Origin of the sequence: Clostridium sp. HBUAS56017 (assembly GCF_007115085.1) — a bacterium.
GTDB lineage: Bacteria > Bacillota > Clostridia > Clostridiales > Clostridiaceae > Clostridium > Clostridium cibarium.
Genome location: NZ_SULK01000005.1, coordinates 78,876 through 104,542 on the forward strand (window position 1 = coordinate 78,876; position 25,667 = coordinate 104,542).

25 protein-coding genes and 1 riboswitch are annotated in these 25,667 nt (G+C 30.8%); of the genes, 11 read left to right on the forward strand and 14 right to left on the reverse strand.

The window, feature by feature from the left end:
* Nucleotides 1-2: 2 nt before the first annotated feature.
* From FAY47_RS06545 to FAY47_RS06570, 6 genes are all read right to left on the reverse strand, one after another.
* Nucleotides 3-650 (reverse strand): riboflavin synthase, encoded by a 648-nt coding sequence (locus tag FAY47_RS06545; RefSeq protein WP_143315874.1) that lies wholly within the window; start codon nucleotides 648-650, stop codon nucleotides 3-5.
* A 2-nt stretch (nucleotides 651-652) separates the two neighbouring features.
* Nucleotides 653-1,747: a bifunctional diaminohydroxyphosphoribosylaminopyrimidine deaminase/5-amino-6-(5-phosphoribosylamino)uracil reductase RibD gene (ribD, locus tag FAY47_RS06550; protein WP_143315876.1), complete on the reverse strand. Its 1,095-nt coding sequence runs from the start codon at nucleotides 1,745-1,747 to the stop codon at nucleotides 653-655.
* A 189-nt stretch (nucleotides 1,748-1,936) separates the two neighbouring features.
* Nucleotides 1,937-2,051, reverse strand: a riboswitch (FMN riboswitch).
* Between the two features lie 89 nt (nucleotides 2,052-2,140).
* Entirely contained in the window at nucleotides 2,141-3,424 is a 1,284-nt protein-coding gene (locus FAY47_RS06555; RefSeq protein WP_143315878.1) for a homocysteine synthase, read from the reverse strand.
* Nucleotides 3,425-3,582: 158 nt separating this feature from the next.
* A complete protein-coding gene (locus FAY47_RS06560) occupies nucleotides 3,583-4,074 on the reverse strand; it encodes an HD domain-containing protein (protein WP_143315880.1) in 492 nt (163 codons plus the stop codon).
* A gap of 83 nt (nucleotides 4,075-4,157) precedes the next feature.
* Complete coding sequence (locus FAY47_RS06565; protein WP_143315882.1) at nucleotides 4,158-4,553, reverse strand: hemerythrin family protein; 396 nt, start codon at nucleotides 4,551-4,553, stop codon at nucleotides 4,158-4,160.
* A gap of 136 nt (nucleotides 4,554-4,689) precedes the next feature.
* Nucleotides 4,690-5,424 carry a YoaK family protein gene (locus FAY47_RS06570; protein ID WP_143315883.1) on the reverse strand — a complete coding sequence of 245 codons (735 nt, stop codon included), beginning with the start codon at nucleotides 5,422-5,424 and terminating at the stop codon, nucleotides 4,690-4,692.
* 319 nt (nucleotides 5,425-5,743) lie between these two features.
* Here FAY47_RS06570 and FAY47_RS06575 point away from each other — a divergent pair, with 319 nt between their 5' ends.
* The 3 genes from FAY47_RS06575 (at nucleotide 5,744) to FAY47_RS06585 (ending at nucleotide 10,531) form a co-directional block, all read left to right on the forward strand.
* Nucleotides 5,744-7,996 (forward strand): Ig-like domain-containing protein, encoded by a 2,253-nt coding sequence (locus FAY47_RS06575; protein WP_143315885.1) that lies wholly within the window; start codon nucleotides 5,744-5,746, stop codon nucleotides 7,994-7,996.
* Between the two features lie 217 nt (nucleotides 7,997-8,213).
* Nucleotides 8,214-8,765 carry a TetR/AcrR family transcriptional regulator gene (locus FAY47_RS06580; protein ID WP_143315887.1) on the forward strand — a complete coding sequence of 184 codons (552 nt, stop codon included), beginning with the start codon at nucleotides 8,214-8,216 and terminating at the stop codon, nucleotides 8,763-8,765.
* A 128-nt stretch (nucleotides 8,766-8,893) separates the two neighbouring features.
* On the forward strand, nucleotides 8,894-10,531 hold the full coding sequence (locus tag FAY47_RS06585; protein ID WP_143315888.1) for an MFS transporter: 1,638 nt from the start codon (nucleotides 8,894-8,896) through the stop codon (nucleotides 10,529-10,531).
* 44 nt (nucleotides 10,532-10,575) lie between these two features.
* Here the strand turns inward: FAY47_RS06585 and FAY47_RS06590 are convergent, their stop codons facing one another.
* A complete protein-coding gene (locus FAY47_RS06590; protein ID WP_143315890.1) occupies nucleotides 10,576-11,295 on the reverse strand; it encodes a DUF421 domain-containing protein in 720 nt (239 codons plus the stop codon).
* A 267-nt stretch (nucleotides 11,296-11,562) separates the two neighbouring features.
* On the opposite strand from FAY47_RS06590, the gene FAY47_RS06595 reads away from it, so the two are divergent.
* The 6 genes from FAY47_RS06595 to FAY47_RS06620 are packed head-to-tail and all read left to right on the forward strand — an operon-like array spanning nucleotide 11,563 to nucleotide 14,740.
* Nucleotides 11,563-11,769 carry a DUF1657 domain-containing protein gene (locus FAY47_RS06595; RefSeq protein WP_143315898.1) on the forward strand — a complete coding sequence of 69 codons (207 nt, stop codon included), beginning with the start codon at nucleotides 11,563-11,565 and terminating at the stop codon, nucleotides 11,767-11,769.
* A 14-nt stretch (nucleotides 11,770-11,783) separates the two neighbouring features.
* The gene (locus FAY47_RS06600) at nucleotides 11,784-12,644 is read left to right on the forward strand and encodes a DUF421 domain-containing protein (RefSeq protein WP_143315902.1); all 861 of its coding nucleotides are present in this window, start codon (nucleotides 11,784-11,786) and stop codon (nucleotides 12,642-12,644) included.
* Nucleotides 12,645-12,656: 12 nt separating this feature from the next.
* Nucleotides 12,657-13,136 carry a stage V sporulation protein AC gene (spoVAC, locus tag FAY47_RS06605; RefSeq protein ID WP_143315903.1) on the forward strand — a complete coding sequence of 160 codons (480 nt, stop codon included), beginning with the start codon at nucleotides 12,657-12,659 and terminating at the stop codon, nucleotides 13,134-13,136.
* Nucleotides 13,137-14,138, forward strand: a complete 1,002-nt coding sequence (spoVAD, locus tag FAY47_RS06610; protein WP_143315904.1) for a stage V sporulation protein AD — start codon at nucleotides 13,137-13,139, stop codon at nucleotides 14,136-14,138.
* A 19-nt stretch (nucleotides 14,139-14,157) separates the two neighbouring features.
* On the forward strand, nucleotides 14,158-14,511 hold the full coding sequence (gene spoVAE, locus FAY47_RS06615) for a stage V sporulation protein AE (RefSeq protein ID WP_143315905.1): 354 nt from the start codon (nucleotides 14,158-14,160) through the stop codon (nucleotides 14,509-14,511).
* A 22-nt stretch (nucleotides 14,512-14,533) separates the two neighbouring features.
* The gene (locus FAY47_RS06620; protein WP_143315906.1) at nucleotides 14,534-14,740 is read left to right on the forward strand and encodes a DUF1657 domain-containing protein; all 207 of its coding nucleotides are present in this window, start codon (nucleotides 14,534-14,536) and stop codon (nucleotides 14,738-14,740) included.
* 62 nt (nucleotides 14,741-14,802) lie between these two features.
* On the opposite strand, the gene FAY47_RS06625 is transcribed toward FAY47_RS06620, so the two are convergent.
* Entirely contained in the window at nucleotides 14,803-16,554 is a 1,752-nt protein-coding gene (locus FAY47_RS06625) for a methyl-accepting chemotaxis protein (protein WP_143315907.1), read from the reverse strand.
* A 278-nt stretch (nucleotides 16,555-16,832) separates the two neighbouring features.
* Between FAY47_RS06625 and dapF the strand changes: the two genes are divergently transcribed.
* Together dapF and FAY47_RS06635 are read left to right on the forward strand one after the other, a co-directional pair.
* Nucleotides 16,833-17,690, forward strand: a complete 858-nt coding sequence (dapF, locus tag FAY47_RS06630) for a diaminopimelate epimerase (protein ID WP_143315908.1) — start codon at nucleotides 16,833-16,835, stop codon at nucleotides 17,688-17,690.
* A gap of 20 nt (nucleotides 17,691-17,710) precedes the next feature.
* The gene (locus FAY47_RS06635; RefSeq protein WP_143315909.1) at nucleotides 17,711-18,148 is read left to right on the forward strand and encodes a GNAT family N-acetyltransferase; all 438 of its coding nucleotides are present in this window, start codon (nucleotides 17,711-17,713) and stop codon (nucleotides 18,146-18,148) included.
* A 96-nt stretch (nucleotides 18,149-18,244) separates the two neighbouring features.
* On the opposite strand, the gene FAY47_RS06640 is transcribed toward FAY47_RS06635, so the two are convergent.
* The 6 genes from FAY47_RS06640 to FAY47_RS06665 form a co-directional block, all read right to left on the reverse strand.
* Nucleotides 18,245-19,231 (reverse strand): radical SAM protein, encoded by a 987-nt coding sequence (locus FAY47_RS06640; RefSeq protein WP_143315910.1) that lies wholly within the window; start codon nucleotides 19,229-19,231, stop codon nucleotides 18,245-18,247.
* A 23-nt stretch (nucleotides 19,232-19,254) separates the two neighbouring features.
* Entirely contained in the window at nucleotides 19,255-20,214 is a 960-nt protein-coding gene (locus tag FAY47_RS06645) for an NAD-dependent epimerase/dehydratase family protein (RefSeq protein ID WP_143315911.1), read from the reverse strand.
* Between the two features lie 17 nt (nucleotides 20,215-20,231).
* Entirely contained in the window at nucleotides 20,232-21,362 is a 1,131-nt protein-coding gene (locus tag FAY47_RS06650) for an extracellular solute-binding protein (protein ID WP_185966752.1), read from the reverse strand.
* Between the two features lie 103 nt (nucleotides 21,363-21,465).
* The gene (locus FAY47_RS06655) at nucleotides 21,466-22,365 is read right to left on the reverse strand and encodes a carbohydrate kinase family protein (RefSeq protein ID WP_143315913.1); all 900 of its coding nucleotides are present in this window, start codon (nucleotides 22,363-22,365) and stop codon (nucleotides 21,466-21,468) included.
* A gap of 84 nt (nucleotides 22,366-22,449) precedes the next feature.
* Nucleotides 22,450-24,651 carry a hypothetical protein gene (locus FAY47_RS06660; protein ID WP_143315914.1) on the reverse strand — a complete coding sequence of 734 codons (2,202 nt, stop codon included), beginning with the start codon at nucleotides 24,649-24,651 and terminating at the stop codon, nucleotides 22,450-22,452.
* The gene (locus FAY47_RS06665) at nucleotides 24,648-25,655 is read right to left on the reverse strand and encodes an ATP-binding cassette domain-containing protein (protein ID WP_143315915.1); all 1,008 of its coding nucleotides are present in this window, start codon (nucleotides 25,653-25,655) and stop codon (nucleotides 24,648-24,650) included. The genes FAY47_RS06660 and FAY47_RS06665 overlap by 4 nt, the downstream gene beginning before the upstream one ends.
* Nucleotides 25,656-25,667: the final 12 nt, after the last annotated feature.

The following is a 25,667-nucleotide window of genomic DNA, read 5'->3' on the forward strand; positions in this document are numbered from 1 at the left end:
CCTTACATAAACCCATTTATTTTTAAAAACTCTTCATCTATATTGTTCTTTTTATCTTCTTTCCTATACCCAAATAGCTTCTCAATATATTTCCCAAGAATGTCACACTCAATATTTACCATATCTCTAACATTCCTATTTAGTAAAATAGTCTCTTTAGATGTATGAGGTATTATTGATACCTTAAAACTTTTACTATCTACATATGCTACTGTTAAGCTTATTCCATCTATAGTTATGGAACCTTTTTCTACTATATATTTGAGCAAATTATCTTCTACTTTTATATGGAACCATGTAGCAGTATCTTCCTTTTTAATAGAGATTATTTCTCCTATCCCATCGATGTGTCCGCTTACTAAATGTCCCCCTAGTCTGTCTTGCAAAGTTAATGCTCTTTCAAGATTTACCTTACTTGACTTTTTAAGCTCTCCTAAAGTGCTTCTTCTTAAGGTTTCTGCCATTACATCTGCCTCAAATATATCTTTTCCCATACTGGTTACAGTAAGACATACTCCATTTGTGCAAATACTATCTCCTACTCTAGTATTCTGAATAACCTTATTAGCTTTTATCACCAAAGTAGAAGACTTTTCTCCACTTTTTATAGACTCGATCTCTCCTATTTCTTCAACAATCCCTGTAAACATATCTAATCTCCCTTTTTTACATATCCTTCTATTAAAATATCTTTACCTATTGACTTAGAAGTTAAATTTTTTAATCTAAAAGCATCTTTTAAATGCTCTACTCCCTTTCCTCCTACTATAGACTTAGACATTTCTCCACCTAATAACATAGGAGCTACATATATCTGAACTTTGTCTACTATTCCTTCTTGAAGTGCTGAAAAGTTTAAAGTTGCTCCTCCTTCAAGAAGTATACTATCAATATTCTGCTCTCCTAGCTTTTTTACCAGTTCCCTCAAGTCTACTCTCCCATTCACTTCATTGGTTAATAATATATTTATCCCCTTCTTTTCTAATATTATTCCATCTTGTATACGTGCTTTTTTAGTTGCTACAACTATGGTTTTCACATCCTTTGCACTTTGAACCACCTTAGAATTTACTGGAATTTTTAAATTGCTATCTAGGATTATTCTAATTGGATTTTTGCCTCCTTCAATTCTACAAGTAAGTTCTGGATCATCTTGAATAACTGTATTTACGCCAACCATTATAGCTGAATACTTTCCTCTTAATCTATGAACTTGTTTCCTTGATTCCTCTCCTGAAATCCATCTTGATTCTCCTGTATAAGTTGAAATCTTTCCATCTAGAGACATAGCTGTTTTCATCAAAACAAATGGTGTCTTTTCTGAAATATATTTCATAAATATTTCATTAACTTTTTTGCATTCATCTTCTAATACCCCAACTCGCACTTCAATTCCAGCATCTTTAAGTTTTTTCACTCCATTACCTGATACCAAAGGATTTGGATCTAAAGTACCTATAATAACTTTTGCTATTTTCTTCTTGATTATCAAATCTGCGCAAGGCGGTGTTTTTCCATAATGTGAACAGGGTTCCAAAGTCACATACATAGTTGCTCCTTCAACATCTTCATCAGTACTATTGAAAGCTTCCACTTCTGCATGATTTCCTCCATACATTTTGTGATATCCCTTGCTAATAACTCTTCCTTCCTTTACAATGACAGCTCCTACCATTGGGTTTGGACTCACTAAGCCACTTCCTTCCTTAGCTAAGCTCAATGCCATTTCCATATACTTTTCATCCATTTATACTCTCCTTTCTTTATTACTTATTATCCTTCAAGGCCTTTAACTTTAATCTTTAAAATAAAAAAACTCGAGTATATAACTCGAGGCTTTAATTAGGTATATAAAAACCAATTGTATAAAAAAGCTCTGAAATATAAATATTTCAGAGCAATGTATACAAAATTGATATAATTCTATTATATCTATCACTATCTTCTCACATCCAGACTTTACTGTCGGCCTCGGAATTTCACCGAATCATGCACAATGGCTTGCGGGCTATACCGCCGGTAAGGAATTACACCTTGCCCCGAAGAATTATTTAATTTTACATACCCATATTATTCTTATTTTTCTATTCTGTCAATATCTTACTATAAAAAATAATATAATCTTATATTTACTACAACTTTATTTTATCTTTTTAAAAGCATTCTCTAAATCCTCAATAAGATCGTCAACATGTTCTGTTCCTATAGATAATCTAATCATATCCTTTGTAACACCAGCATCTTTTTGCTCTTCATCAGATAATTGCTGATGAGTAGTTGATGCAGGATGTATAACTAAGGATTTAGAATCTGCAACATTTGCTAATTGTGAGAATATCTCTAAGCTATCTATGAACTTACGTGCTTTTTCTTCTCCACCCTTTACTCCAAATGTAAATATTGATCCGGCTCCTTTTGGTAAATACTTTTTAGCTAAGTCATAGTATTTATTACCTTCTAATGAAGGATAATTCACCCAAGCTACTTGTTCATGAAAATTCAAATATTCTGCTATTTTCTTGCTATTTTCGAGATGACGATCTACCCTTAATGAAAGAGTTTCAAGTCCTTGCAACAATAAAAATGCATTAAATGGACTTATGCAAGCTCCAGTATCTCTTAGTAATTGAACACGTGCCTTAGTAATAAAAGCAGCAGCTCCAATATCATGAGCATATCTCAATCCATGATAACTTGTATCTGGCTGAGTAAATCCTGGGAACTTATCGTTCTGTGCCCAGTCAAAATTACCACCATCCACTATTACTCCACCTATTGAATTACCATGTCCTCCAATAAACTTAGTAGCTGAATGTACTACTATATCAGCTCCATATTCTATTGGTCTAATTAAATAAGGTGTTCCAAAAGTATTATCCACTATTAATGGTATTCCATGTTTGTGAGCTATATTAGCTACAGCTTCTATATCAACAACATTAATCCCTGGATTTCCTATTGATTCAACATATAGTGCTTTTGTGTTTTCATTAATAGCCTTTTCGAAATTTTCTGGTTCATCTGGATCTACAAAAGTAGTTTTAATTCCAAGCCTAGGTAGAGTTAAGGAGAACAAATTATAAGTTCCACCATAAAGAGTTGATGCCGCAACTATTTCATCACCAACCCCAGCAATATTAAGTATTGAATAGGTAATTGCAGCTGCTCCACTCGCTGTTGCTAATGCTCCAATTCCCCCCTCAAGAGTAGCCATTCTTTTTTCAAATACATCACTAGTTGGATTCATTATCCTTGAATATATGTTTCCATTTTCTTTTAGCCCAAAAAGATTTTCTCCTTGATCTGTATTATCAAAGACATATGATGTTGTTTGATAAATTGGTACCGCTCTCGATTTTGTTGTCGGATCAGGCACCTGACCTGCATGTAATTGATTTGTTTCAAACCTGTAATTTTTACTCATTTTAAACCTCCCCAATTTTAAAAGCCATTATAGACTTTTATGTTTTAAAATAAATACTTAGTATTTTTATAAGTTTAGTAAGATTGTACCAACATTAACTTCCTATGTCAATAATTACTTATTAAACACAAAAAAATAGAGGCATTAACCTCTATTTCTTATAAGTACATATTATTTAAAAATTTAATTCCCGTTTCAGTTCTAAAATACTTGTCTTTAATTAATTTAATCTGCTCACTTTTAATATTATCTTCATAAATATTAACTAAAAAATCACTTTCAATAAGTATCTGATAATCCATTCCATCTATAGTACTATAAGTATGATGATGTCCAACCAAGTAACAAACTCTCTCTATAATATCTTCATCAATATCTAACTGTAATAGCATATTTTTAGCAATAGGAGGCCCTTCAATTTCTTGATAATTACCTGCTGATGAGTTATATTTTTGTTCACTAACTTTTATACCGATATCATGAACTATAGCTGCTATTTCTAAAATATATTGAATTTCTTCATTCAACTTTTCTAACTCCCCAATAGATTTTGCAAAAGAATGCACCTTTAAAAAGTGATTAATTCTTCTTACATCTGAATTATAATAACTTATCATTTTTTCTATTACTTCACTAGTCTTTCCAATCATAACGCCAGCCCCTTAAATTGTTCAATGATTACTAGTTAGTTAAATAACTTTAATCGTATCTATTTTAAACTACACATTCTCTATTATTCTTGTTTTCCAATAAGCATGTCTTTCTCAAGAATATGTTCAACTAACCAATCGCTTAAAAATTGTAATATATTCATAATATATTGATCTTGATTCTCATCAATAGTGCTCAAATCCATATCATCTAACTTTTTAATAAATTCTGCATGCTCTACCTTTTGAGTAAACATCCTTTTAAATCCAATCTTATCCATATAAGCTTCCTCTTCTTTAAAGTGAAACTTAGTATATTCTCTTAGTTCATCCATTAACTCTACTACTTTATCATATTTATCAATTGTAAGATCATTTTTTAATAACATATATGTTCTATCTGCTATATCAAAAATTTTCTCATGCTGTTCATCTATGAACTTAACCCCTGTTCTGTATTCATCCTTCATTTCATACATATTCCAACACCCCTTATAATTCTAATATTTCACTTATTATACCCAAACCATTTTCGTTTTCTACATTATACATTATTAAATCTTTTTTGTATATTCTTTGTTTCTACCATTTTATTCATTATAAGTATAACAATTATTAATCAGAAGTTCTTGCTACCATTGTCCCAGTTTTCAATCTATAGTCATCAAAATTGAATAAGATAAATGCTAGTACTAATATTATATCAGCACCCCAAACACCTTTTACTCCAACGCGTAAAGTTACAACTCCTCCTACAATTGCACCTATCAAAAATGAACCTATAATAATACTATATCTAATTGCCTTAATTGCAGCTTTTCTATCTCTACTTTTAAGTGCCTCATATGCAGTTTGTGATGCAGTACGTAAATTTCCTGTACACATAGCTGTATTATATGGCGATCCTACTAGTTTTCTAAAAGATTGAACCTGAAGTGATGCTACAAATGAAATTATTACTGTAATTATTATATCTGGAACAGATGTTGGAATGAATCCAACTAAAAATAGAGTTAATATTTCAAGAACCAATATGCTTCTTTCTGTGTCTTGTATTCCTCTAGGCAAAGAAATTCCTTTTATTTTTTCTACTACAACTACTCCTAATATAAAAGCTATTATAGGAGGTATATGAAGTACTGCTTGTCCCCAATTTCCTTGAGATGCCTCTACCCCCACCATTACTATATTGCCAGTCTGCGCATTTGCAAAGACTCCATTTCTAGTTATGAATGTATATGAATCCAAGAATCCTCCTACTAGTGCTAAGAGTATACCCAATCTAAGCGACTGAGATGTAACTGTATGTATTTTTATCTTCTTGTTATTATAATTATCTTTTTTAGCCAATTTAATTTCTCCTTTAAATTTTAGTTCACCTAATATTATTTTATCAGTTATTCTATTTATTTAAAGTTTAAATAATCTTAATATATCCTCTTGTATTCAAATTTTTTGCTCATTACTATTATTTTTTCGTAATTTTATAAATCTTAATCTCAATTCGTACTTACTAATAACTTGTGCTACTATTTTTTCTTTTCACGATTTACTTATTCGCAATAACTTTTTAAAATGATATCTTAATATTACACTTGTATACATTTGTTATTGCTTTATATAATTTATTATTTCAATTTTCATTTATTATAATTTAGGAGGAATTTACATGAAATCAAAAAAAATATTATCAATTGTTCTTGCATGTTCTTTAACTTTCGGATCAACAGGAATCTTATCTCAATCTTCTGCTCTAGCTTCTGAAACTTCAGTTGTAAGCAGTGAACAAACATTAGCATCAACTCTTCATAACCAAATTGTTGATGCAAAAAAATCTATAAAAAACGAAAACTTTACAACTTCAGATAGCAATATTAGTTTATCTGCTAAAGGTGGTAAATTTGAAACTTCCGGAGATAGCTTCAATTATTCTTCTATCCCTGTAACTGGAGATTTTACCGCTACTGCTAAACTATCTTCGCTAACAAATATCACTTCGAAATCAAAAGCTTTCTTAATGGTTAGAAATGGTTCTGATTCAACTTCTCCACATATATCCTTAGGAGCTAAAAAATTAGGAACTGGAGCATATGAAGCAAGATTATCTAAAAGATCAAACGGTAATGCTAAAACCATAGACGCAAATACATATTTTAGAATTTCTAGAGAAGGTACTACCTATACATTATCTACTTCATCTGAAAAGTCCTTTGCTAATGCAACACTTATAAAGACTTTCAAAGCTGATGGTTCTTCAAAGGATTCTAGTATACTAGGTAATGCAGGTTCTACATTAAATGTTGGCTTAGCTGTAGCTGATTGTAATGCAGTCTTTGACTATTTCACCGTTACTGATGGATCTGGTAACCTACTTTATAATTTAGCTGACGCTTCTAATACTAATCCAGATAAGCCTGCAAAAGCTACAATTGCATCTATAGATAAGTTAAATGATGTAACATTTACTAAAGGACAACCTATTGTTTTACCTACGAAGGTTACAGCTAACTATAGCGATGGAAGTAAAGCAGAAGTTCCTGTAACTTGGGATACTGTTAACACTAATTTATTAGGAATTCAAAAAGTTAATGGTACTGTTGAAGAATTCTCCAATGGTATATCAATAAATGTAACTATAAAAGATATCCCCGTTGTTACTCAAAACAGCATATATGTTTCTCCAGAAGCTTCTGATAGCGGAACTGGTACTATAAATGATCCCATGTCTCTTACTTCAGCTGTAAGTAACGTTACTGCTGGCGGAACAATATATGTAAAGGGAGGCACCTACAAATTCAGCAAGCAATTTACAATACCATATACTAATAATGGTTCAGAAAATGATATGAAATCCATAGTTGCTTTAAACGGGGAAAAGGTTACACTTGATTTTTCAGATCAGCCTTATGACATGAAAAATCCAGCAAATAATTCAAGAGGTCTTCAATTAGAAGGAAGTTATTGGTATGTAAAAGGTATTGAATTCTTCAACGCAGCTGACAATGGCTTATATGTAACTGGTAAACATAATAAGATTGAATTATGTGTAGCTAGGGCAAATAGAGATACTGGTATTCAAATAAGTCGTCGTTCATCTACTCTTTCAAACAAAGCTGATTGGCCAAGTGATAATTTAATACTTAACTGTACTTCATTTAATAATAGTGATCCTGCAACTGGCGAAAATGCAGATGGATTTGCTGCAAAGTTGACTTGCGGAGATGGAAACATATTTGATGGATGTATTTCTTATAACAATGTAGATGATGGTTGGGACCTATACACAAAGGCTGCTACAGGCGAAATTGGTGCGGTTACAATAAGAAATTGTGTTGCATTTAGAAACGGATCTACTACAACTGGACAACTTACTAAAAATAGTGATGGTAATGGATTTAAAATGGGTGGATCTAAAATGCATGGAAATCACGTTCTTTATAACTGTATATCTTTTGAAAACAAAAATCATGGATTCACAGATAATAGTAACCCTGGAACAATAACTGTAGATAGTTGTACAAGTTTTAACAATTCCTTAGCTGATGGCGGAAAGAGTAACTTTGACTTTGCAAGAGATAAAACTAATTCTAATAATATATTTAGAAACTTAATATCATTTAGCAACAAGAAAGTAAGTAGTGATAAGTATAGAGGAACAGCTGAAAATTGTGTTTTCTCAACTAGCAATAAAACTTACATGTTTACAACTAAAGCTACTGCAGATAGTAACGTTGGAGAATTAAGAGGTACTCCTACTGATGCTGTAACTGCAAATGATTTTGTTAGTATTGACGCTCCAGCATTAGGTACAGATGTTCATACATTATGGAGAAATGCCGATGGTTCAATTAACATGGGTAACTTCCTAAAGATTACCCCTAATAGCACGTACAACACAATGGGAGCTCACCTTCATAAATAATTTCAGTTATTAAATAAGCTATCTAAAATAAGAATTTTAGACAGCTTATTTTTTGTCTCAACCACCTCCAACTGGCATTTTACCAGCATATTCTTAAGAATATAAGAATATTACCATATATATTCTCGATAAAATAATCTTTACTTTTTAAAACAAGCTCTTTGACAAAGAAAACTTCCAGATATATAATGAACATAGTTCATAAAGAGGTGAAATTATGCCAAAAATTTTAGAAAATCCTAAAGAATCTATACTATCATATGCAAAAGAAATTGTTTTAACCCAAGGTATTGAAAATTTAACTATGAGAGAGGTATCTAAAAAATCAGGTATAGCAGTTGGTACTATATACAATTATTTTCCAACCAAAAGCATTTTAACTATCGAGTTAATAGAAAACTATTGGTATGAATATTTAAATATAGTTGACGACATTGATAAAAACTTTGATGACTTATTTATTAAGCTACAAGAAATTTTCAAGCAAATGAATTTTTTTGTTGATACCTTTAAAGAAATATGGATAAAAAATTATTCCTCAGAATATACTGATGATGGACTAAATAGAAAAAATGTTTTCCTAGATAAGCTATATAAAAAACTTGAAAAAATACTTATTAAGGAGCAAGACAAAAAAACTATTCATTTATCTATCGACCCTTATATAATTGCTAAATTTTTAATTTTAAATTTTATGATGATGGCTCAAATGAATCAATTTGAATACGAAGATTTCGATAAGATAATCAAAGATTATTTATCTAAATAATATCAATATACCTTGATTCATTTATTATTCATATTAGATAGTTTCCTTATAAACTTGTATGGTATGAATAATTTTTATGAACTTTTATGAACATTGTTCACAAAAAAAATATATTAAGGAGGAAAATTATGATTAAGAAAAATCAAACACTAATTCTTATACTCTTTATGCTAGGAATATTTATGGGCGCAATAGATACAGGTATTGTCTCTCCTGTTAGAGGGCTTATTCAAAATAGTTTTAAAGTTGACCAAAATATCGGAACTTGGATGATAACACTATATACATTAATTTATGCTATATCTATGCCTATAGTAAGCAAATTAGGTGATAAATATGGATATAAGAAAGCGTATGTATTTGGAATTGCTACCTTTGGAATTGGATCTCTCCTATGCGGTATTTCAAATTTTTATGGAACATTTGGATTTTTCTTGACTGCTCGTGCTATTCAAGCACTTGGTGCTGGGGGAATAATGCCTATCGCCAACGCTGTAATTGGGAATAGTTTCCCTGAAGAAAAAAGAGGAAGCGCCCTAGGACTAGTTGGCATGATTTATGGAGTTGGTAATATACTTGGCCCTACTCTAGGTAGTAGCATAATTGATATGGCTGGTTCCTCAAACTGGGGATGGGTATTCTTTATTAATGTACCAATAAGCTTAATTATTTTGATATTAAGTACTTCGTTAAAGAATACAAAAGCCTCAACTGAAAGACCAATGGACATTTTAGGGGCAATCGTACTTGGCGGAGTTATAGGAAGCCTTATGTATGCTTTAACTAATCTCGATTTCTTTAATTTTACCGAAAGCATAAAATCAACTGATGTCTACCCTTATCTAATCATATTTGTACTACTCACACCATTATTAATATCTATAGAGAATAGAGCAAAGGACCCAGTTTTGAATGTTAAATACTTCAAGAACAAAGAAATGCTAGTTATCTTAATTATATCTTTTATCGTTGGTATTGGAATGATGGGAATGATATTTGTTCCTCAATTTTCAGAAAATGTTCTTAGATTAAAATCAGGAAGTGGCGGATACTTAATAACTCTACTTGCACTTTTCTCCGGTATCTCTGCTCCTATAAGTGGTAAGCTTATCGATAAAAAAAGTGCTCGTTTTGTCTTATTATTAGGTTTTACTTTTACTATATGTGGAACCTTATTTCTTGGACTTATTGCTACAGAATCTCTTACTTTTATAAGTATCTTTATAGGTCTAGCACTAATGGGACTTGGGGTAGGATTCACTATGGGTGCTCCTCTTAACTATTTAGTATTAAAAACTGTATCAAAAGAAGAAAGTGCCTCTGGACTTGCTACTATGTCACTTATGCGTTCAATTGGCCTTGCTATATCGCCAAGTGTAATGATAGGATTCATTGTAGAAGCTTCTAAAACCTTGCAAACAAAGCTAATGGATGCCGTTCAATCTAGCTTAGGAGCTACTACAAGTGGTATGCCAATAAATCCAACTAACACTAATACTGATGTTTTCAAGTCATTGCAAAATGCAGATATAACTACCATTGTAGATATGTTAAAAGCAGCACTTGAAAGCATTTTGCCATCTCAAATAAAACCTATGATAATTAATGCAATTGATTCCGTTAGTAATACAATTATTGATACATTCCAAAGTGTAATTAATTATGGATATAGAAATATGTTTATTGCAGCTGCTATTATTGCTTTAGCTGGCTTAATAGCAACCTTATTTTTAAATAGAAAATGTGAAAAACCTAAAGTCTCTTAATAAATAAAGCAGGTTTATTAAAAAGTATAAGCCTGCTTTATTTATTATTTATTTTCTGTGATATCAACAGGATTTGGCAATTTATCACTAAAGTAATCTATGTATATCTTTTTATCTTTATCAAGAGTTGCATAATATACATCTTCAATATTCTTTACTCCCATCATCTTTAACTGACTAGTTAGCCACTTAACAGAAATTCCTCTCTTTTTCAAATTCTCATATATTATCCTACCTGTAACTACAATATCCGTAATTAACTCTTCTTGTTCCACTTGCAATTTCATATCTTCAACCTTCACATTTTCCTTATTAGCTACTTTTACAACATTTATTTCTCCTGTAGTTTCTAGAATAGCATATTTAACATCTTGTATATTAAATATATCCTTTTTTCTCAATAGATGATTTAAATCATCTATTGTATATTGAAACTTAGATAAATTTTTTTCAAAAATATGCCCATCTTGAATTACCAGCACTGGTTCTCCATCAAGTATCTTTGAAATACTTCTATTTCTTCGAGCAATATATGACATAAAAAAAGTTAATCCTCCAAACAAAAATAATCCTATAATATGTCCCAAAGATGATTGACCTAGATCTGTAGCTACCGTTGCAGCTATAGATCCAAAAGTAATTCCATTAATATATTCATATACTGTAAGTTGCGCTACCTGTTGACGTCCTAAGATTCTTGTAATTAATAATATTGCAAAAAAAGCTATTAATGTCTGTAAAATTATATCAATAATCTCTATCATTTATATCACTCTTTCGTATATATTTTTATTTCTATTAGATACTAATATTAAACACTAATAGGTTTGAACAAATTAATGAAATTTATACAGGAGGAATTTTTATGTCTTTAGGAACAAAAGCTTTATTAACTTTATTATTTATAATTCTCGTTATGTTTTCTTTATATTTTCTACATAGAAAAAAAAAGATATAAATCAAATTATAGTATATTAATATAAAACTCTGATAATAATAACTTTGTGAATTTATTTATGGAGTTGATTGTAATGACAGTAGGTTCAAATGTAAAACAAACCTTGGCTAATTTAAAAGGAATTGAAAGCACGTTAAGGATTTACTCAGTTCAAAGTAATAACAGAGAAGAAGTAATGGCTTATAAAAAAGCCCTTCAAACTACTGAGTCAGTAATTAATGATTTTGAAAAAAGAATACGAGTTTTAGAATTTGAAGAACCACAATATAAGGGGAATTAAGAGAGGAAGAGATTATGCAAAATTGGATTATAGTTCTAATTAGAACTTCAATTATTTTCTTTTTAACATTAGTCATGATTAGATTTATGGGAAAAGGAAGTTTATCGAAAATGACGCCATTTAAACTAGTAAGTTATATTGTAATTGCAATTATTGCATCATTGATATCCCTAGGTTTAATAGGTAACCTTATTTTTGGTCTGTTATCCTTATTTATTTGGGTAGCATTTTCTATAGCCCTAGATTACCTATCCATAAAAAGCAAATGGGTTCATGACTTTATAAATGGAAGAGAAACAGTTTTGATAAAGAACGGAAAAATAATGGAAGAAAACTTACTTGACGTGAAACTCACAGGAGAAGAATTGCTTAAATCATTACGTTCAAAGAATGTATTTAATCTAGCTGATGTAGAATTTGCAGTTATGGAAACAACAGGTGAAATAAATGCATTGTTAAAATCCGACAAAAAACCTGTGACAGCTCACGATTTGAAACAAAAGGTAGCTCCTATATCTGAACCTCAAACAGTAATACTAGATGGAAACATATTAGATGAATCACTTTCAAACAGAGGATTAAATGAAGAATGGCTAAAATCTCAGCTCTCTAATTTAGGAGTATCTTTAGACAATGTATTCTTGGCTCAAATAGATTCTTCAGGAGATTTATATGTGGATTTATTTGATGATTCAATAGAGTTACCTAAGCCTCAAGTCAAAGAATTGCTTTATGCCAATATTTCTAAAGCTCAGGCTGATTGTCTTTCTTTTTCCTTAGAAACAAATAACCCAAAAGTTAAAGGAATGTATTCATCTGATTCTAAAAAATTAGAAAAAATGATGAACAAACTAGAGCCATACTTGTTACGTTAGAAGGTGATAAAATTGTCCAACAAAAAGAAGAAAAAACTAACTCCTACTCAACAAGAATATCAAGATTTTGCTAAAGATATTGAACCTAAACGTCCAGTTCTAAAAAATTGTATGAGAGCATTTTTAGTTGGAGGTATTATTTGCACTATAGGCCAAGTCTTTCAATATATATTTGTTAACTGGTTTGGGCTTACAGAAGAAAATGCCTCAGGTCCTGCGTCAGCAATTCTAATAATCCTTTCAATTTTATTAACTGGTTTTGGTGTATTTGATCATATTGCTCAATGGGGTGGGGCTGGCACTGCAGTTCCTATTACTGGATTTGCAAACACCATGGCTTCTGCTGCTATAGAACATAGAACTGAAGGATATGTACTGGGTGTAGGTGGAAATATGTTTAAGTTATCCGGCTCAGTAATTGTCTTCGGTGCTTTTTCTGCATTTGTTGTTACAATAATTAAACTATTAATCAAATGGTTAGGTGGGATGTAAATGCTTAAAGGTCATCAAACATGGATTTTCGATTCTAAACCAATAATAATTTCTTCTGCTGCAGTCGGTGGCCCTTTTGAAGCCAAAGGTGCATTAACTGACGACTTTGATTTTCTTCATCAAGATGTGTGGTTAGGTCAAGATAGCTTTGAAAAAGCAGAAAAGAAGTTACTTGAACAGGCTTGTGAAACAGCAATTACAAAAGCTAATATGAAAAAAGAAGATATTCAATTCTTTATTAGCGGTGATTTAATGAATCAAATTATTTCAAGTACATTTACCGCTCGTACTTTAGGTATACCTTTCTTAGGTATTTATGGTGCTTGCTCAAGCGCAATGGAAAGCCTTGCGTTAGCCTCCCTACTTGTAGACAGCAAAGCAGCTAAATATGTGATAGCTGCAGCTTCTAGCCACAATGTAGCAGCAGAGAAACTATATAGATATCCTACAGAATATGGTTCTCAAAAACCACCTACTGCTCAATGGACAGTAACTGGTGCTGGTGCTGGTTTAGTAGCTGAAAAAGGTTCCGGACCAAAAGTAACCTGTGCAACTATCGGCCGTGTAGTAGATATGGGCTTAACTGATCCATATAATATGGGCGCAGCCATGGCTCCAGCTGCAGTTGATACTATCGAGGCTCATTTTAGAGATCTAAACATCGACCCTTCCTATTATGATCTAATTGCTACAGGAGATTTAGGCAGAATTGGCCATAAGATCGCTTCCGATTTATTGACCAAACATGGGCATAAAATTCCTTCAAATATTTTTACTGATTGTGGACTTTTAATTTATAAAGATGATCAACCTGTAATGGCTGGTGCAAGTGGTTGCGGGTGCTCTGCTACTGTAACATATGGTCATCTACTTAATCGTATGAAAAAAGGTGAGTTAAAGAAAATCTTAGTAATTGCTACAGGTGCATTACTATCTCCTCTATCATACCAACAAAAAGAAAGTATACCTTGTATAGCTCATGCAGTATCTATAGAAATGTAAAGAGAGGTGTTGATTTAAATTGATGACATTTATTTGGGCATTTATTGTAGGTGGAATAATATGTGTAATCGGACAGATAATGATGGATATCTTTAAACTTACACCCGCTCATACTATGAGTACCTTAGTTGTAATTGGTGCTATTTTAGGAGGTTTAGGTTTATATGCTCCATTAGTTAAATTTGCTGGTGCAGGAGCTTTTGTTCCAATATGCAGTTTTGGCAATTCATTGGTAAAAGGAGCATTAATGGAAGCTGAAGAAACTGGCATTTTTGGAGTACTTACTGGTTTATTTGAAGTAACTAGTTCCGGAATCTCCTCTGCAATAATTTTTGCATTTATAGCTTCATTAATTTTTAAACCTAAAGGCTAATATTTGAAAGGAGGTGAAAGTTATGACAGTAGGAACTCAAATGCAACAAGCAATTGCAGGTATTCAAAGTGCATCTGCTACAATGAAAACTTTTGCTTTAGAAACTCAAGATAAGCAAGCTAAACAACAATTTCAACAAATAGCTGACCAACTTGACTCATCACTTCAAACATTAAAACAAAGGCAACAATACATAGAAAATCAAGAGCCTCAATATAAACAACAATAATTGTAGTTTTAATGCAAAATAGAGAGGAATTTCTTCCTCTCTATTTTAATTCTATTCTATATCTAAACATTAAACTTGTTAGCTAGTTCTGTCAAACTTTGAGATGTTTTAGCTTGATTTTGAGAAGCTTTTGCCACTTCATCTATAGCATGTGTTATTTCATTTATGTTATTTAATACATCTTCAGAACTTGTTGCTGACTCAACAGAAGTTGCAGATAAGCTTTCCATTGCAGAGGATACTTGATCTATAACTTCCTTCATTTGTTTTGATGAACTAGCTATGTCACTAGCCATACTATTAACAAAATCTGCATCCTTTTCATATTGAATACCCACACTTATAAGTAACTCATAACTTGGTTTTACCCCTGTTTCAAGATATTCTAAAACTTCTTTTCCACTATTAGATAAATTTTCAAACGCTTGTTCAATCCTACTTACCATAGCTTGAATGCTAGATACTGCTTCTGAAGATTGCTCCGCTAAACTTCTTACTTCATCAGCTACCACAGCAAATCCTTTTCCCATCTCTCCTGCTCTTGCAGCCTCAATTGCAGCATTTAATGCAAGTAAATTGGTTTGTTCTGCAATATTTCCAATAGAATCTGCCATTACTGTAATATCTTTAACAACCTTTCCTTCATCAATGGCCTTTAATATATTTATTTTATTTTTTTCATATATTTCATTACCTTGTTCTATATTCCTAGCAGCTTTTTCTCTAACTTCAACAGCTCTTTCCTTAATTTTATTTGCTGATTTAAAACTATCATTTGCTTTAATATTTAATTGCTCTGTTGCATTTCCTATCTCTTCTGTTGATGCAGTAACTTCTTCTGTTGTAGCACTTAAATCTTGAATTCCTCTTGTAATTTGTCCTGTAGATTCATTCGCCATTTCCATACTTGATGAGACTTCTTCTGCTGTAGCAGACAATTCTTGACTTGAAGCATTAATCTCTCCAGTACTACTAATTATTTCTGTCAACAAAAGCTTCATATTATCTTTTGCTTTATTTAATGCTATAGATAGTTCTCCTATTTCATCCTTTGAATCAATATCTATCCCTTTAGTTAAATCTCCTTCTCCTAAATCATCAGCAAACTTAACAACCTTCTTAAGCTTCTTTGATATCGCTATAGCCATACTTGTTCCTAGTATTATAGCTAAAACAAACCCTATTATTGTGATAGATATAATCATAATTTTAGAACTCTCATATGTTAAATTATTTGACTGAGACATTACATCTGCTTCTTTCACAGCCATATCAATTAGTTCTCCTAATCCTTCAAATAGGGATGCTCTAGCATTTGAGGCTCCTGATATCTCCTTTATAGCTGATTTATAATCCCCTGATGTTCCGAAATCACACACCTTTTGGGACATATCTAGATATATCTTTGATGAAGTTTCTATCTTCTCAAAAACTTTCCCATCATTCTCCTTTTCATCTTGCCCCATATATTGTCTTTCCGACTCATTTGTTGCTTTAATCTTGGCAAATAATTCTCCAGCTTGTTTAGTTAAATCCTGTACTTCTTTAACAATCTCCTCATTTTCACCAGGATCTTTTCTTTCTTTATATGCCATTTTAATTAATGCTGTTCTTATATCTGAATAACTCTGTCTTAATAAGTTAACCTCTTCTATAGTTTTTAAATTATAATCATGAAGAAGTGCGGCATTAGAATTAATTTTCTTCATATTTTGTAACCCAATAATACCTACAACTATTATAAATATAGAAACAAAAACAATCAAAACAGCCAATTTTGCCCACATCTTTAAATTTCCCATCAACTTAACCATTACTTCCTCCTTGTGTACTTTCATCATTTTTTCTCGAATTTTGTCAACCCTAATATATTTATCGTGTTTATATTGCCACACTTAACAATTATTTTAATAACACTTTAATCTTGTTAAATTCACCTTTCTAAGGTTTATAATTTCACTATTTATAAACACTTAAAAAGCCACAGTATCATCACACAGCACTTTTTGCAATATTATTAACAATAAACACTATATTAAAAACCAAAAATGCTAAATATAATTTATTATATAAATATTAAGGAGTGCGAAAAATGGAAATTATATTGAAAAAATATCATGGACTAGGTAATGATTATATTATTTATGATCCAAATAGAAATAAATTAGATTTAAACACTAAAAGAGTGAGACTAATTTGTGACAGACACTTTGGAGTTGGTTCTGACGGAATTTTATTCGGTCCAATTTGGGAAGGAGGACAAATAAAACTACGCATATTTAACCCTGATGGTAGTGAAGCTGAAAAAAGCGGAAATGGAGTTAGAATATTTTCAAAATATCTAAAAGATTCAGGTTATATCAAAGATAAGTCATTTGTCCTAAATACTTTAGGTGGAAATGTTAATGTAGAGTACCTTAATAAAAATGGAGACTTATTAAAAGTTTCAATGGGGAAAACAACTTTCTTGAGCGATAAAATCCCTGTAACAGGTCCTTCTCGAGAAGTTATTGATGAACTAATGACTTTTAATAACAAAGAATATAGAGTAACATGCTTGTCTATAGGAAATCCTCACTGCATAATTCCTATGGAAAATATCTCAAAAGAAAAAGCCTCTGAATTAGGTAAGTATGTCGAATCATCCAGAAACTTTCCAAACAGAATAAATATGCAACTATTGAAAGTCATGGATAGGGATAATATACAAATTGAAATTTATGAGAGAGGTGCTGGCTACACTCTAGCATCTGGAAGCAGCAGTTCAGCTGCTGCTACTGCCGCTTATAAATTAGGACTTATTAACAACAAAGTTACTGTTCATATGCCTGGAGGAAATCTAAAAATCGAAATACAAAATGATAGCACCGTATTTATGACAGGCACAGTAAATGCTATTGGTTCTATAAATCTGTCAGAACAATTTATAGATGAATTACTTAAAATTTAGGTGAGGGAGAGTAGCTTATAATGATTAACATAAACAAAATATGCACTAAGGATATTACTGAATTAGCAGATTTATATAAAGAACTTCTATATGTAGAAGCAAATCTAGAAAAAATGAAAAAGACTTTTCACTGGATAGATTCTAATAATAATTATATTTTGCTAGGTGCAAAAGATGATGATAATAACCTAGTAGGTTCTGTTTTAGGTGTTATATGCCAAGATATTATAGGTAGTTGTCGTCCATTTATGGTTATAGAAAATTTAATTGTAAAGAATAATTACAGAAGACTTGGAATTGGAAAGAGTCTAATAGATTATCTTGAGAATTATGCTAGCGAACTAAACTGTTCCTATACTATGCTTGTATCATCTTCATATAGGAAAAGTGCTTATAAATTTTATCAAGCATCAGGATACGACATAGATTCTGTCCAAGGTTTTAAAAAGTATATATAATGACTATATTTCCACAAAAAATAAAAAATATTGCACTCAAAATGTTTTTTAATCATTCTGAGTGCAACCAAATTTTCATTATAAATCCATAATTTTTTATACTTTTTCTAAATCAAAACATTTTCCAGCCTCATATCCCTCATTTAAGCAATATTTAAAATATGGGCTTCGTAGCAAATAACAATTTTCACAAACTCTTGGTTTTTTGCAATCATATTTTCGATTTTTCCAAAAGCTGTGGTATTCCTTAAAAACATCTTTTTCTTTAATATCTTCTAGACTTTCTACTAACAGATTTCCAAAATTATTCCCATCTCGTGTATGTAAACCACATGGTGCAAAATTGCCCTCATGACTAATGAAAAATAAATTTGTTCCACAATACTTATGAAGTGTAGCATATGGATAATTTGCAAAATCGCTTAAATTAATATGAATATTTTCCTGAATCAATGAGTTTTCTAGTTTATTCCTAATAATTATCCAATTCTTTTTTTTAATACTTCCTTCACATACAAGTGGTGCAAAAGTGATTTTATTTACACCTTTGTCAATATAAAAATATTTTACATATTCTTTCAAAGAATCAATTGTATCATTTTCAAATACAATTTTATGTGTAACAATAAAAATCGAATTATTTCTTTCATTTCGAACTTTTATTAAATAATCTAAGTTCTGTTCAACTTTCTTAAAGTCGCTGTATTTTCTGATGCCATTATAAATTTGTTCTCTATGATCATCAATAGATAGTGCAAACCATGTAACTCCATTTGCTATAAGTGAGTCAATACGTTCTGGAGTAAGCATTATTCCATTTGTTACTATTGCAACTTGTTCAGTATATTTTCTTGCAACATCTACTAGCCCTTCCAAATATGGATTTAACGTTGGTTCACAATCTCCTTGAAATACTACATTGCTTATATAACCATTCAATTTACTTAGCATAATATCTAATTGATCAGGCATCAAATACTGAACTTTTTCATTTCCTGCCTCTACAGTACATCTTGCTTCACACATAACACACTTTAGATTACATATATTAGTGGGTTCTACTAATACCGTTGAATTAAACATATCTCTTTTGCCTCCTCACATGTTTATTTTTTTTCTAATATCTTTTCATATAAATCATCTTCATTATAATTCGTTATAATATTTTCATAATTACTTTCAATAGCCTTTTTTATTCCATCATAAAAACTAGTTTTATATTCATAACCTGGCATATCTACTTTCAACTTATTCACAGCCTGAATCCAATCATATCGTGTATAAGTATCTAAAAAGTTTAACCGTTCTTTATCATTCTCTACAACTTTATCTGCATCAAGGTATATAATTTTGCTTTTGCTGTTAAGCAAGCTGCATTCTGTTCTATAAATTTCATTCCATGTCAAACGTTCTTCACCAGCTATATTATATATTTCTCCATAACATGAAGCATTTTCACAACCCTCTGCAAAAGCTAACCCTACATTATCTGAATGACACAATTGAAAATATCTTTTGCCATCTTCAGTCAATATAACGTCCTGTCCTCTTATCATTCTCCCAAAAACATAGAAACCATCCATTGTTAAATTATTTACCGTAAAATTATCATCAAAAACATGGCTTGGCCTAAAAATAGTTATATGGAAATATCCGCTCTTATTTGATTCAAGAAACACCTTTTCAGCTGCCAGCTTATTTTTCCCATATTCAGTATATGGATTAGTCTCTCTATCTTCTGTAATTTCCATTTTCCCTAATATAGGCGTATAAACACAGGAAGTTGAGCAAAAAATATATTGATTAACTTTTCCTTTAAATGCTTCTACAGCCATATTTGCTGCTTTGCTATCAAAACATAACATATCAATAATAACATCTGGTTTTATCTGTAAAACCTTTTTTAGATCTTCTGAATTGTAACGATTCCCTACTATTGTTTGAACTGGATACTTAGTAGATTTCATTCCTCTATTGAAATGAATTATCTCATAACCTTTTTCTAGGCACGCTTTTGTAATTCCAGTGGATAATACTCCAGTCCCCCCCAGTATAACTACCCTCATCAATATACCTCCTCTCTCTATTTAACTATTTTATAATAACTATCTACATCTTCTAGCTGTTTTAATACTGATTGCGCTAAATTCTCAGTTGTATCACTAATTAATACATTAGGCTCAAGTAAGTCTGCCAAAACATGATACATATTTGTTACCTCTTTGAGAGGTGGCATAATAAATGATTTTTTATAAATTTCATAACTCTTAACTGTTAATTCATCAAATTCACCTTCATTGAAATCAAAATTCTTGGAAGCTGGCATACGATATAGTTCTTTAATAATCATTGTTTGAATTTCGTAAGATAAAACTTTTGTACAAAAAGTTTCTACTTTTTTATATAATTCTGGTTCTAATTCTTTCGATAAGAACAGATAACTTGCATTAGCAGTTGTGCGACATTCTCTCTCAAGACAAGGAATTTCACATACCCCTAATTTATGTTCTAATGCTTCATCAAATTCACGAATATTCCAATCTCCACCTATGCAAAAAGCTGCTTTACCATTCATAAAGCATGGCATACTTTGCTCTTGCTCCCACTTTATAGGTAAAATTTTCTTATCGTAAATTAATTTTTTTAAATATTCAATAGTTTTGCATAAACTATCAAATGGTATTGGATCTTTTGCATCTGTGGACCATAAATCTGCTCCGAAACCATATAATATTGGCAAAATGAAATAACAAGCTCCTGTAGGAAAAACAAAACCATAATCAAGATTGTATTTACTTTTCACTTTTTGTGACATCTCAATTAATCCATTAAAAGTTTTTGGTTCTTCAGTAACATAATTTTTATTATAAAATAAAAGTTGATGATTCCCGCCAGCTAACGGTATACCAGTCCGTTTCCCATTAATAATTGACCCATCAGCCAATTCAACTCTAACATTGTTATAAATACTTTTTAATACTGTGTCATCAATGTTCATAAACTCTTTGCCTGTCCACTTATTGAAATAATCATTTGCACCTATTGTTGCCATTTTCTTTCTTAAATCTTTCTGTTTCCATGCATTAGGAAAATCATCTAAATACAATGATTTCATAACATCACTATAGTTAAAATGCATGAGCTCATTAACTTTCCACTTTTCTGGCAAACGCTCCAATGTAGAATTCAGTAAATAAACTTCTATTTTATCCATAATATTCAATCCCCCCATACTTATTAATCAACTTTATTTTTTATCATCACCTTCTAATGAAGTTGCTTATTATATTTATTACACATCTAAAAATCTTTTTATCTTACTGGCCAATTAAATTTATTAATTCCTTTTCACTTAAAAAACCACTTGCTGCTCCTTTTTCTCCTATTTTATAAGAAGCGAAATATATTGCCTTTTTTAAGGAATCATATGGATCTTTATCTTTACAATAAAAATATATAAATGAAGAAAATAATGCATCTCCTGCACCTATTGTACTCACAATTTTTCTTGTATTTACAGCTGGCATGTAGGTGACTTTAGCGTCTGCCTTAACATATAACAATGTTCCTTGACTTCCCATGCCAATTACAATAATTTCATTTTCATATTTCTCTGCAATTTCTTTAATAAATTCTTCCTCTTTTCCAAGTATATTTTCATTACTTAAAAATAAAATATCTGCATAAGCCATATAATCTTTATTGTACTCATCTTCAATATTACTAATCACATGAACGTCAGATGCAATTAACTTTCCTAACCTCTTCGCTTTTTCTAATAGATCTCTTGAAAAGTTAATATTGCATGCCACTACTAAATCTACTTCATCCAACATGTTCTCTTCATCATTAAAAGGATAAGATTTATCTTGTATATCTTTTAAATCCAAATAAATTTTTCTTGTACCAGCATCATCATAAAGCACTACTGATTGTGGAATTTGTGATAATGTAGCCTTTACAAAACTACTACCAATACCTTCTTTTTTTAGTTCACCCTTTATTACCCCTTCATACATATCTCTACCTATCAAAGAAAGCAATTGCGTTTCAGCTCCAAGAGTTTTTAATGCTTTTGCCACATTATATCCAACCCCCGATACTGTACTTTCTAATCCAAAAAACTTATAATCAATTGGAGTATACTCTATTGGAAATTGATTAATTCCAATAGTCGTTTCAATGTTAATTAATCCTGCAACTAATATATTTTTCATCCTATCTTTCTACGATAACCTTTATCGTAATCCTCCTTAATAAATATTTGATAATAATGCACTAATTCAATCTCTTTTTCTTTTCTATATATTTAAAGCTTCTAATAATACAAACCCATATGTTTTCATCTCTACTACTAATCTATTATTTCTGACATAAAGCGAAAAAAGTTTATCACAATTTATAGTTTTCACTCTATTAAATTTCAGCTCCTCTACTGATGTACAAACTTTACAATCAAAATTATAATTTCTTTTTATATTTTCATGATCCATTTTCAACACATCTTCCATACCACCACCTTTTGGAAAATCAAATTCAAATTCTATCCTATCTTTTTCTCCTTTATCTTTTTGTTTCCTTATTAAATCCGAATCACAAGGTATCCCATCTTGTAATACAACTGGAATCACTGCTATAAACCTTTTTCTTTTCTTTTTATTATAAATTTGCCAACCAACATGCTTATTAGAAATATAATATTCTGTCATAGAACTTTCTTTTAACACTTCTTTTAGATCTGCATAAATATCTTCTATATCATGATAAGCATTATAAACAACTTTATTACTCCCCCATACCAAACTTTCTGCTTTATTATTGGCACTATGTATGCCATATGATAAATCTTGATTTCCAATAACCTCATATTTGGGCCTTCTATATAATCCAACATTCCCAAACCGACTAATAAATAACCTTGCAATTATACCTATTTTTCCTTCTCTATGCGCAATCTCTTTCCCTAAAAATAGTGGATGAGCCATATCATGTGTATCAATAGCAAAAGTTGCTCTGCATATGTCTCCTTGAATCTTCTCTTGCTTAATTAAATTTTCAAATATTTCATTTAAGTGCCAACGGTCAATGCTAAGTCCTACTTCACTACCTGTAATTAAATTGAAACCTACAGTTTCAAATATTTTAGCATCATATCCTAGATGATCTGCTTGTAACCCCAGCCCTGGATATTCTTTTCTCAAATTAGTAATAACTTCTTTTATTTCAGCAGGAGTAAACATCTCACTTAGCGGGATTTCCTCTCCTTTTACTTTGATAATATTATCAAAAATGTGATCGATATAATCCATTCTAATGAAGTCAAAATTATATCTTTCTACTACTTCTGTCAGGTATTGGTTGAAAAATAATATTACTTCTTCGTTTCTTTGTACTTCATCCTTTTTCGTGTCACCACTAATTTGCGCAGGCAATTGATTCCCATACATTCCTTTATGAATATATAAGCTCGAATGTAACCAAATAGCATGTTGTCCTTGGTCATCTCCATTAATATCAAGATAACTCCAAATAGGCATATGTATATTTTCTGCATATTTCTTAAAATCAGGTACACCAACCCCATTCCAAGTATGTGGTGGTACAGTAAAATAGCCTTCATTTTGGAGTTCTTTATTAATTTTTTGTGTAGCTTCTTTACATAATTCCAAGTTGCTATCTACTTCATCTAATCTTTTAACACTATATTTATCTTTAATTTCATTTACAATTTTCGAAATATCTTCTTTAAATACTTTCTGACATTTATCTTCATATTGTGAATCTATGGTCATATTATCATACAAATCATTTTTACTCTTATTAAGCCGTACCCATCTAAATAACTCTGGTCTATCTAGACGTAACTTTGAATTCCAACTTGTATGAGGAGTAACATCAAAACCAACTGATTTATTTAATATATGGATACAATCTATTAAAAATTTCATTTGTTCAATTGGCTCTACATTTTCTCTTAAATAATATAAATTTACTATTTCTTCATTTATACGATAAAATGAATCCTGACAATAAACAATCCCATGGCTACATTCAAAAAATGGTGCTAAATGTATTCCATTTACACGTAATGAAGGTATTACCTTTACTGCATCAATAATATTTCCTGTTTCTGCAACATCTTTTCCAAGAGCTCTAATATTTACAAAACAAAAATCAGATTCCATCATCCATTTTATGTTTTTTCTCATTTTAGCTATATGAAATAATTCTCTATTTTCTAACTTCAGCTTATTGTACATAGAAACATAAAACAGAATTATAACAATATCCGGCAAGTCTAACATTTCAGTTAAGATCTTGCTACGAATACAATCTCTGCTTTGATATTCCTGCACAAATGCCTCAACTATTTTGAGATAATCATCCATTGATCTCTCTGTACATTCAGTTTTTTTTGCTGCAGCATAAACAACTTTTCTCCAATATATAGGCAACGTACTTATGGAATAATTCCTATCTAATAGATCATCTATAATAATCATATTTTCCCTCCATCACGATTTCCGTAAATCATTTTCACGATTTCCTCTAGCTGAGGCTCCATAACTGTAAAATCTTTTACAGTGTTATGAGAACCTACATGGTGAATTAAATCTAATAAGTTAACATGATCTTTATCAAAACTGATCTTTACTTTACCATTGTCATCTTTTGATATAGTTATATATTTCTTGTCCATATCCAATTCAAATTCGGTATCGTTATCAACAGTGCCATCTAAATCAACATATACAGTTCTAGTTTTTCCATACTTCTTCTTTAATTCATCAATGTTTCCATCAAATATTTTTTTCCCTTTATCAATGACAATAATTTTATTACAAATTTTTTCGATATCATCTAAATCGTGAGTAGTTAACAAAACAGTTGTATTAGTTTCCCTATTAATCTGCTTTATTGCTTGTCTAATTTTTTCTTTCACAAAAATATCAAGACCAATAGTAGGTTCATCTAAAAATAATACTTCTGGATTGTGTAATATAGCTGCAGCGAGATCAGCTCTCATTTTTTGTCCTAAACTTAAATTTCTTACAGGTGTTAAATAAAATTCATTAAGATCTAGTACTTCCTTTAAATATTCTAGTCTCTTCCAAAACTCTTTTTCAGGCGTTTCATAAATCTTTTTTAACACTGAAAAAGACTCCGAAACCGGGAGATCCCACCATAGTTGCGACCTATTTCCAAATACAACCCCAATATTTTTCGTATATGTTTTTCTTTCATTATATGGAATTATTCCATTTACCTTACATTCACCTGATGTAGGAACTAGAAGTCCAGATAACATTTTAATCGTTGTAGATTTTCCTGCTCCATTTAAGCCAATATATCCAAGAATTTCTCCTTTCTCTACATAAAAACTAAGATTATCAACAGCCTTTTTTATTGTATATTCTCTTGAAAAAAATGACTTAAATGTACCACCTAATCCTTCATATTTCTTATTTATCTTAAATTCTTTTGATAAATTATTTACTTCTATCATAATATCCCCCCT

Bases quoted from the DNA above. Each gene is read 5' to 3' on its own strand.
- FAY47_RS06640 (WP_143315910.1), bottom strand. From the start codon at position 19,231: ATGTTTAATTCAACGGTATTAGTAGAACCCACTAATATATGTAATCTA.
- FAY47_RS06560 (WP_143315880.1), bottom strand. From the start codon at position 4,074: ATGATTGGAAAGACTAGTGAAGTAATAGAAAAAATGATAAGTTATTAT.
- FAY47_RS06575 (WP_143315885.1), top strand. From the start codon at position 5,744: ATGAAATCAAAAAAAATATTATCAATTGTTCTTGCATGTTCTTTAACT.
- FAY47_RS06600 (WP_143315902.1), top strand. From the start codon at position 11,784: ATGCAAAATTGGATTATAGTTCTAATTAGAACTTCAATTATTTTCTTT.
- FAY47_RS06625 (WP_143315907.1), bottom strand. From the start codon at position 16,554: ATGGTTAAGTTGATGGGAAATTTAAAGATGTGGGCAAAATTGGCTGTT.
- dapF (WP_143315908.1), top strand. From the start codon at position 16,833: ATGGAAATTATATTGAAAAAATATCATGGACTAGGTAATGATTATATT.
- FAY47_RS06545 (WP_143315874.1), bottom strand. From the start codon at position 650: ATGTTTACAGGGATTGTTGAAGAAATAGGAGAGATCGAGTCTATAAAA.
- ribD (WP_143315876.1), bottom strand. From the start codon at position 1,747: ATGGATGAAAAGTATATGGAAATGGCATTGAGCTTAGCTAAGGAAGGA.
- FAY47_RS06580 (WP_143315887.1), top strand. From the start codon at position 8,214: ATGCCAAAAATTTTAGAAAATCCTAAAGAATCTATACTATCATATGCA.
- FAY47_RS06585 (WP_143315888.1), top strand. From the start codon at position 8,894: ATGATTAAGAAAAATCAAACACTAATTCTTATACTCTTTATGCTAGGA.
- FAY47_RS06660 (WP_143315914.1), bottom strand. From the start codon at position 24,651: ATGATTATTATAGATGATCTATTAGATAGGAATTATTCCATAAGTACG.
- FAY47_RS06645 (WP_143315911.1), bottom strand. From the start codon at position 20,214: ATGAGGGTAGTTATACTGGGGGGGACTGGAGTATTATCCACTGGAATT.
- FAY47_RS06565 (WP_143315882.1), bottom strand. From the start codon at position 4,553: ATGTATGAAATGAAGGATGAATACAGAACAGGGGTTAAGTTCATAGAT.
- FAY47_RS06595 (WP_143315898.1), top strand. From the start codon at position 11,563: ATGACAGTAGGTTCAAATGTAAAACAAACCTTGGCTAATTTAAAAGGA.
- FAY47_RS06650 (WP_185966752.1), bottom strand. From the start codon at position 21,362: ATGGATAAAATAGAAGTTTATTTACTGAATTCTACATTGGAGCGTTTG.
- FAY47_RS06655 (WP_143315913.1), bottom strand. From the start codon at position 22,365: ATGAAAAATATATTAGTTGCAGGATTAATTAACATTGAAACGACTATT.
- FAY47_RS06635 (WP_143315909.1), top strand. From the start codon at position 17,711: ATGATTAACATAAACAAAATATGCACTAAGGATATTACTGAATTAGCA.
- FAY47_RS06590 (WP_143315890.1), bottom strand. From the start codon at position 11,295: ATGATAGAGATTATTGATATAATTTTACAGACATTAATAGCTTTTTTT.
- FAY47_RS06620 (WP_143315906.1), top strand. From the start codon at position 14,534: ATGACAGTAGGAACTCAAATGCAACAAGCAATTGCAGGTATTCAAAGT.
- FAY47_RS06665 (WP_143315915.1), bottom strand. From the start codon at position 25,655: ATGATAGAAGTAAATAATTTATCAAAAGAATTTAAGATAAATAAGAAA.
- spoVAD (WP_143315904.1), top strand. From the start codon at position 13,137: ATGCTTAAAGGTCATCAAACATGGATTTTCGATTCTAAACCAATAATA.
- FAY47_RS06555 (WP_143315878.1), bottom strand. From the start codon at position 3,424: ATGAGTAAAAATTACAGGTTTGAAACAAATCAATTACATGCAGGTCAG.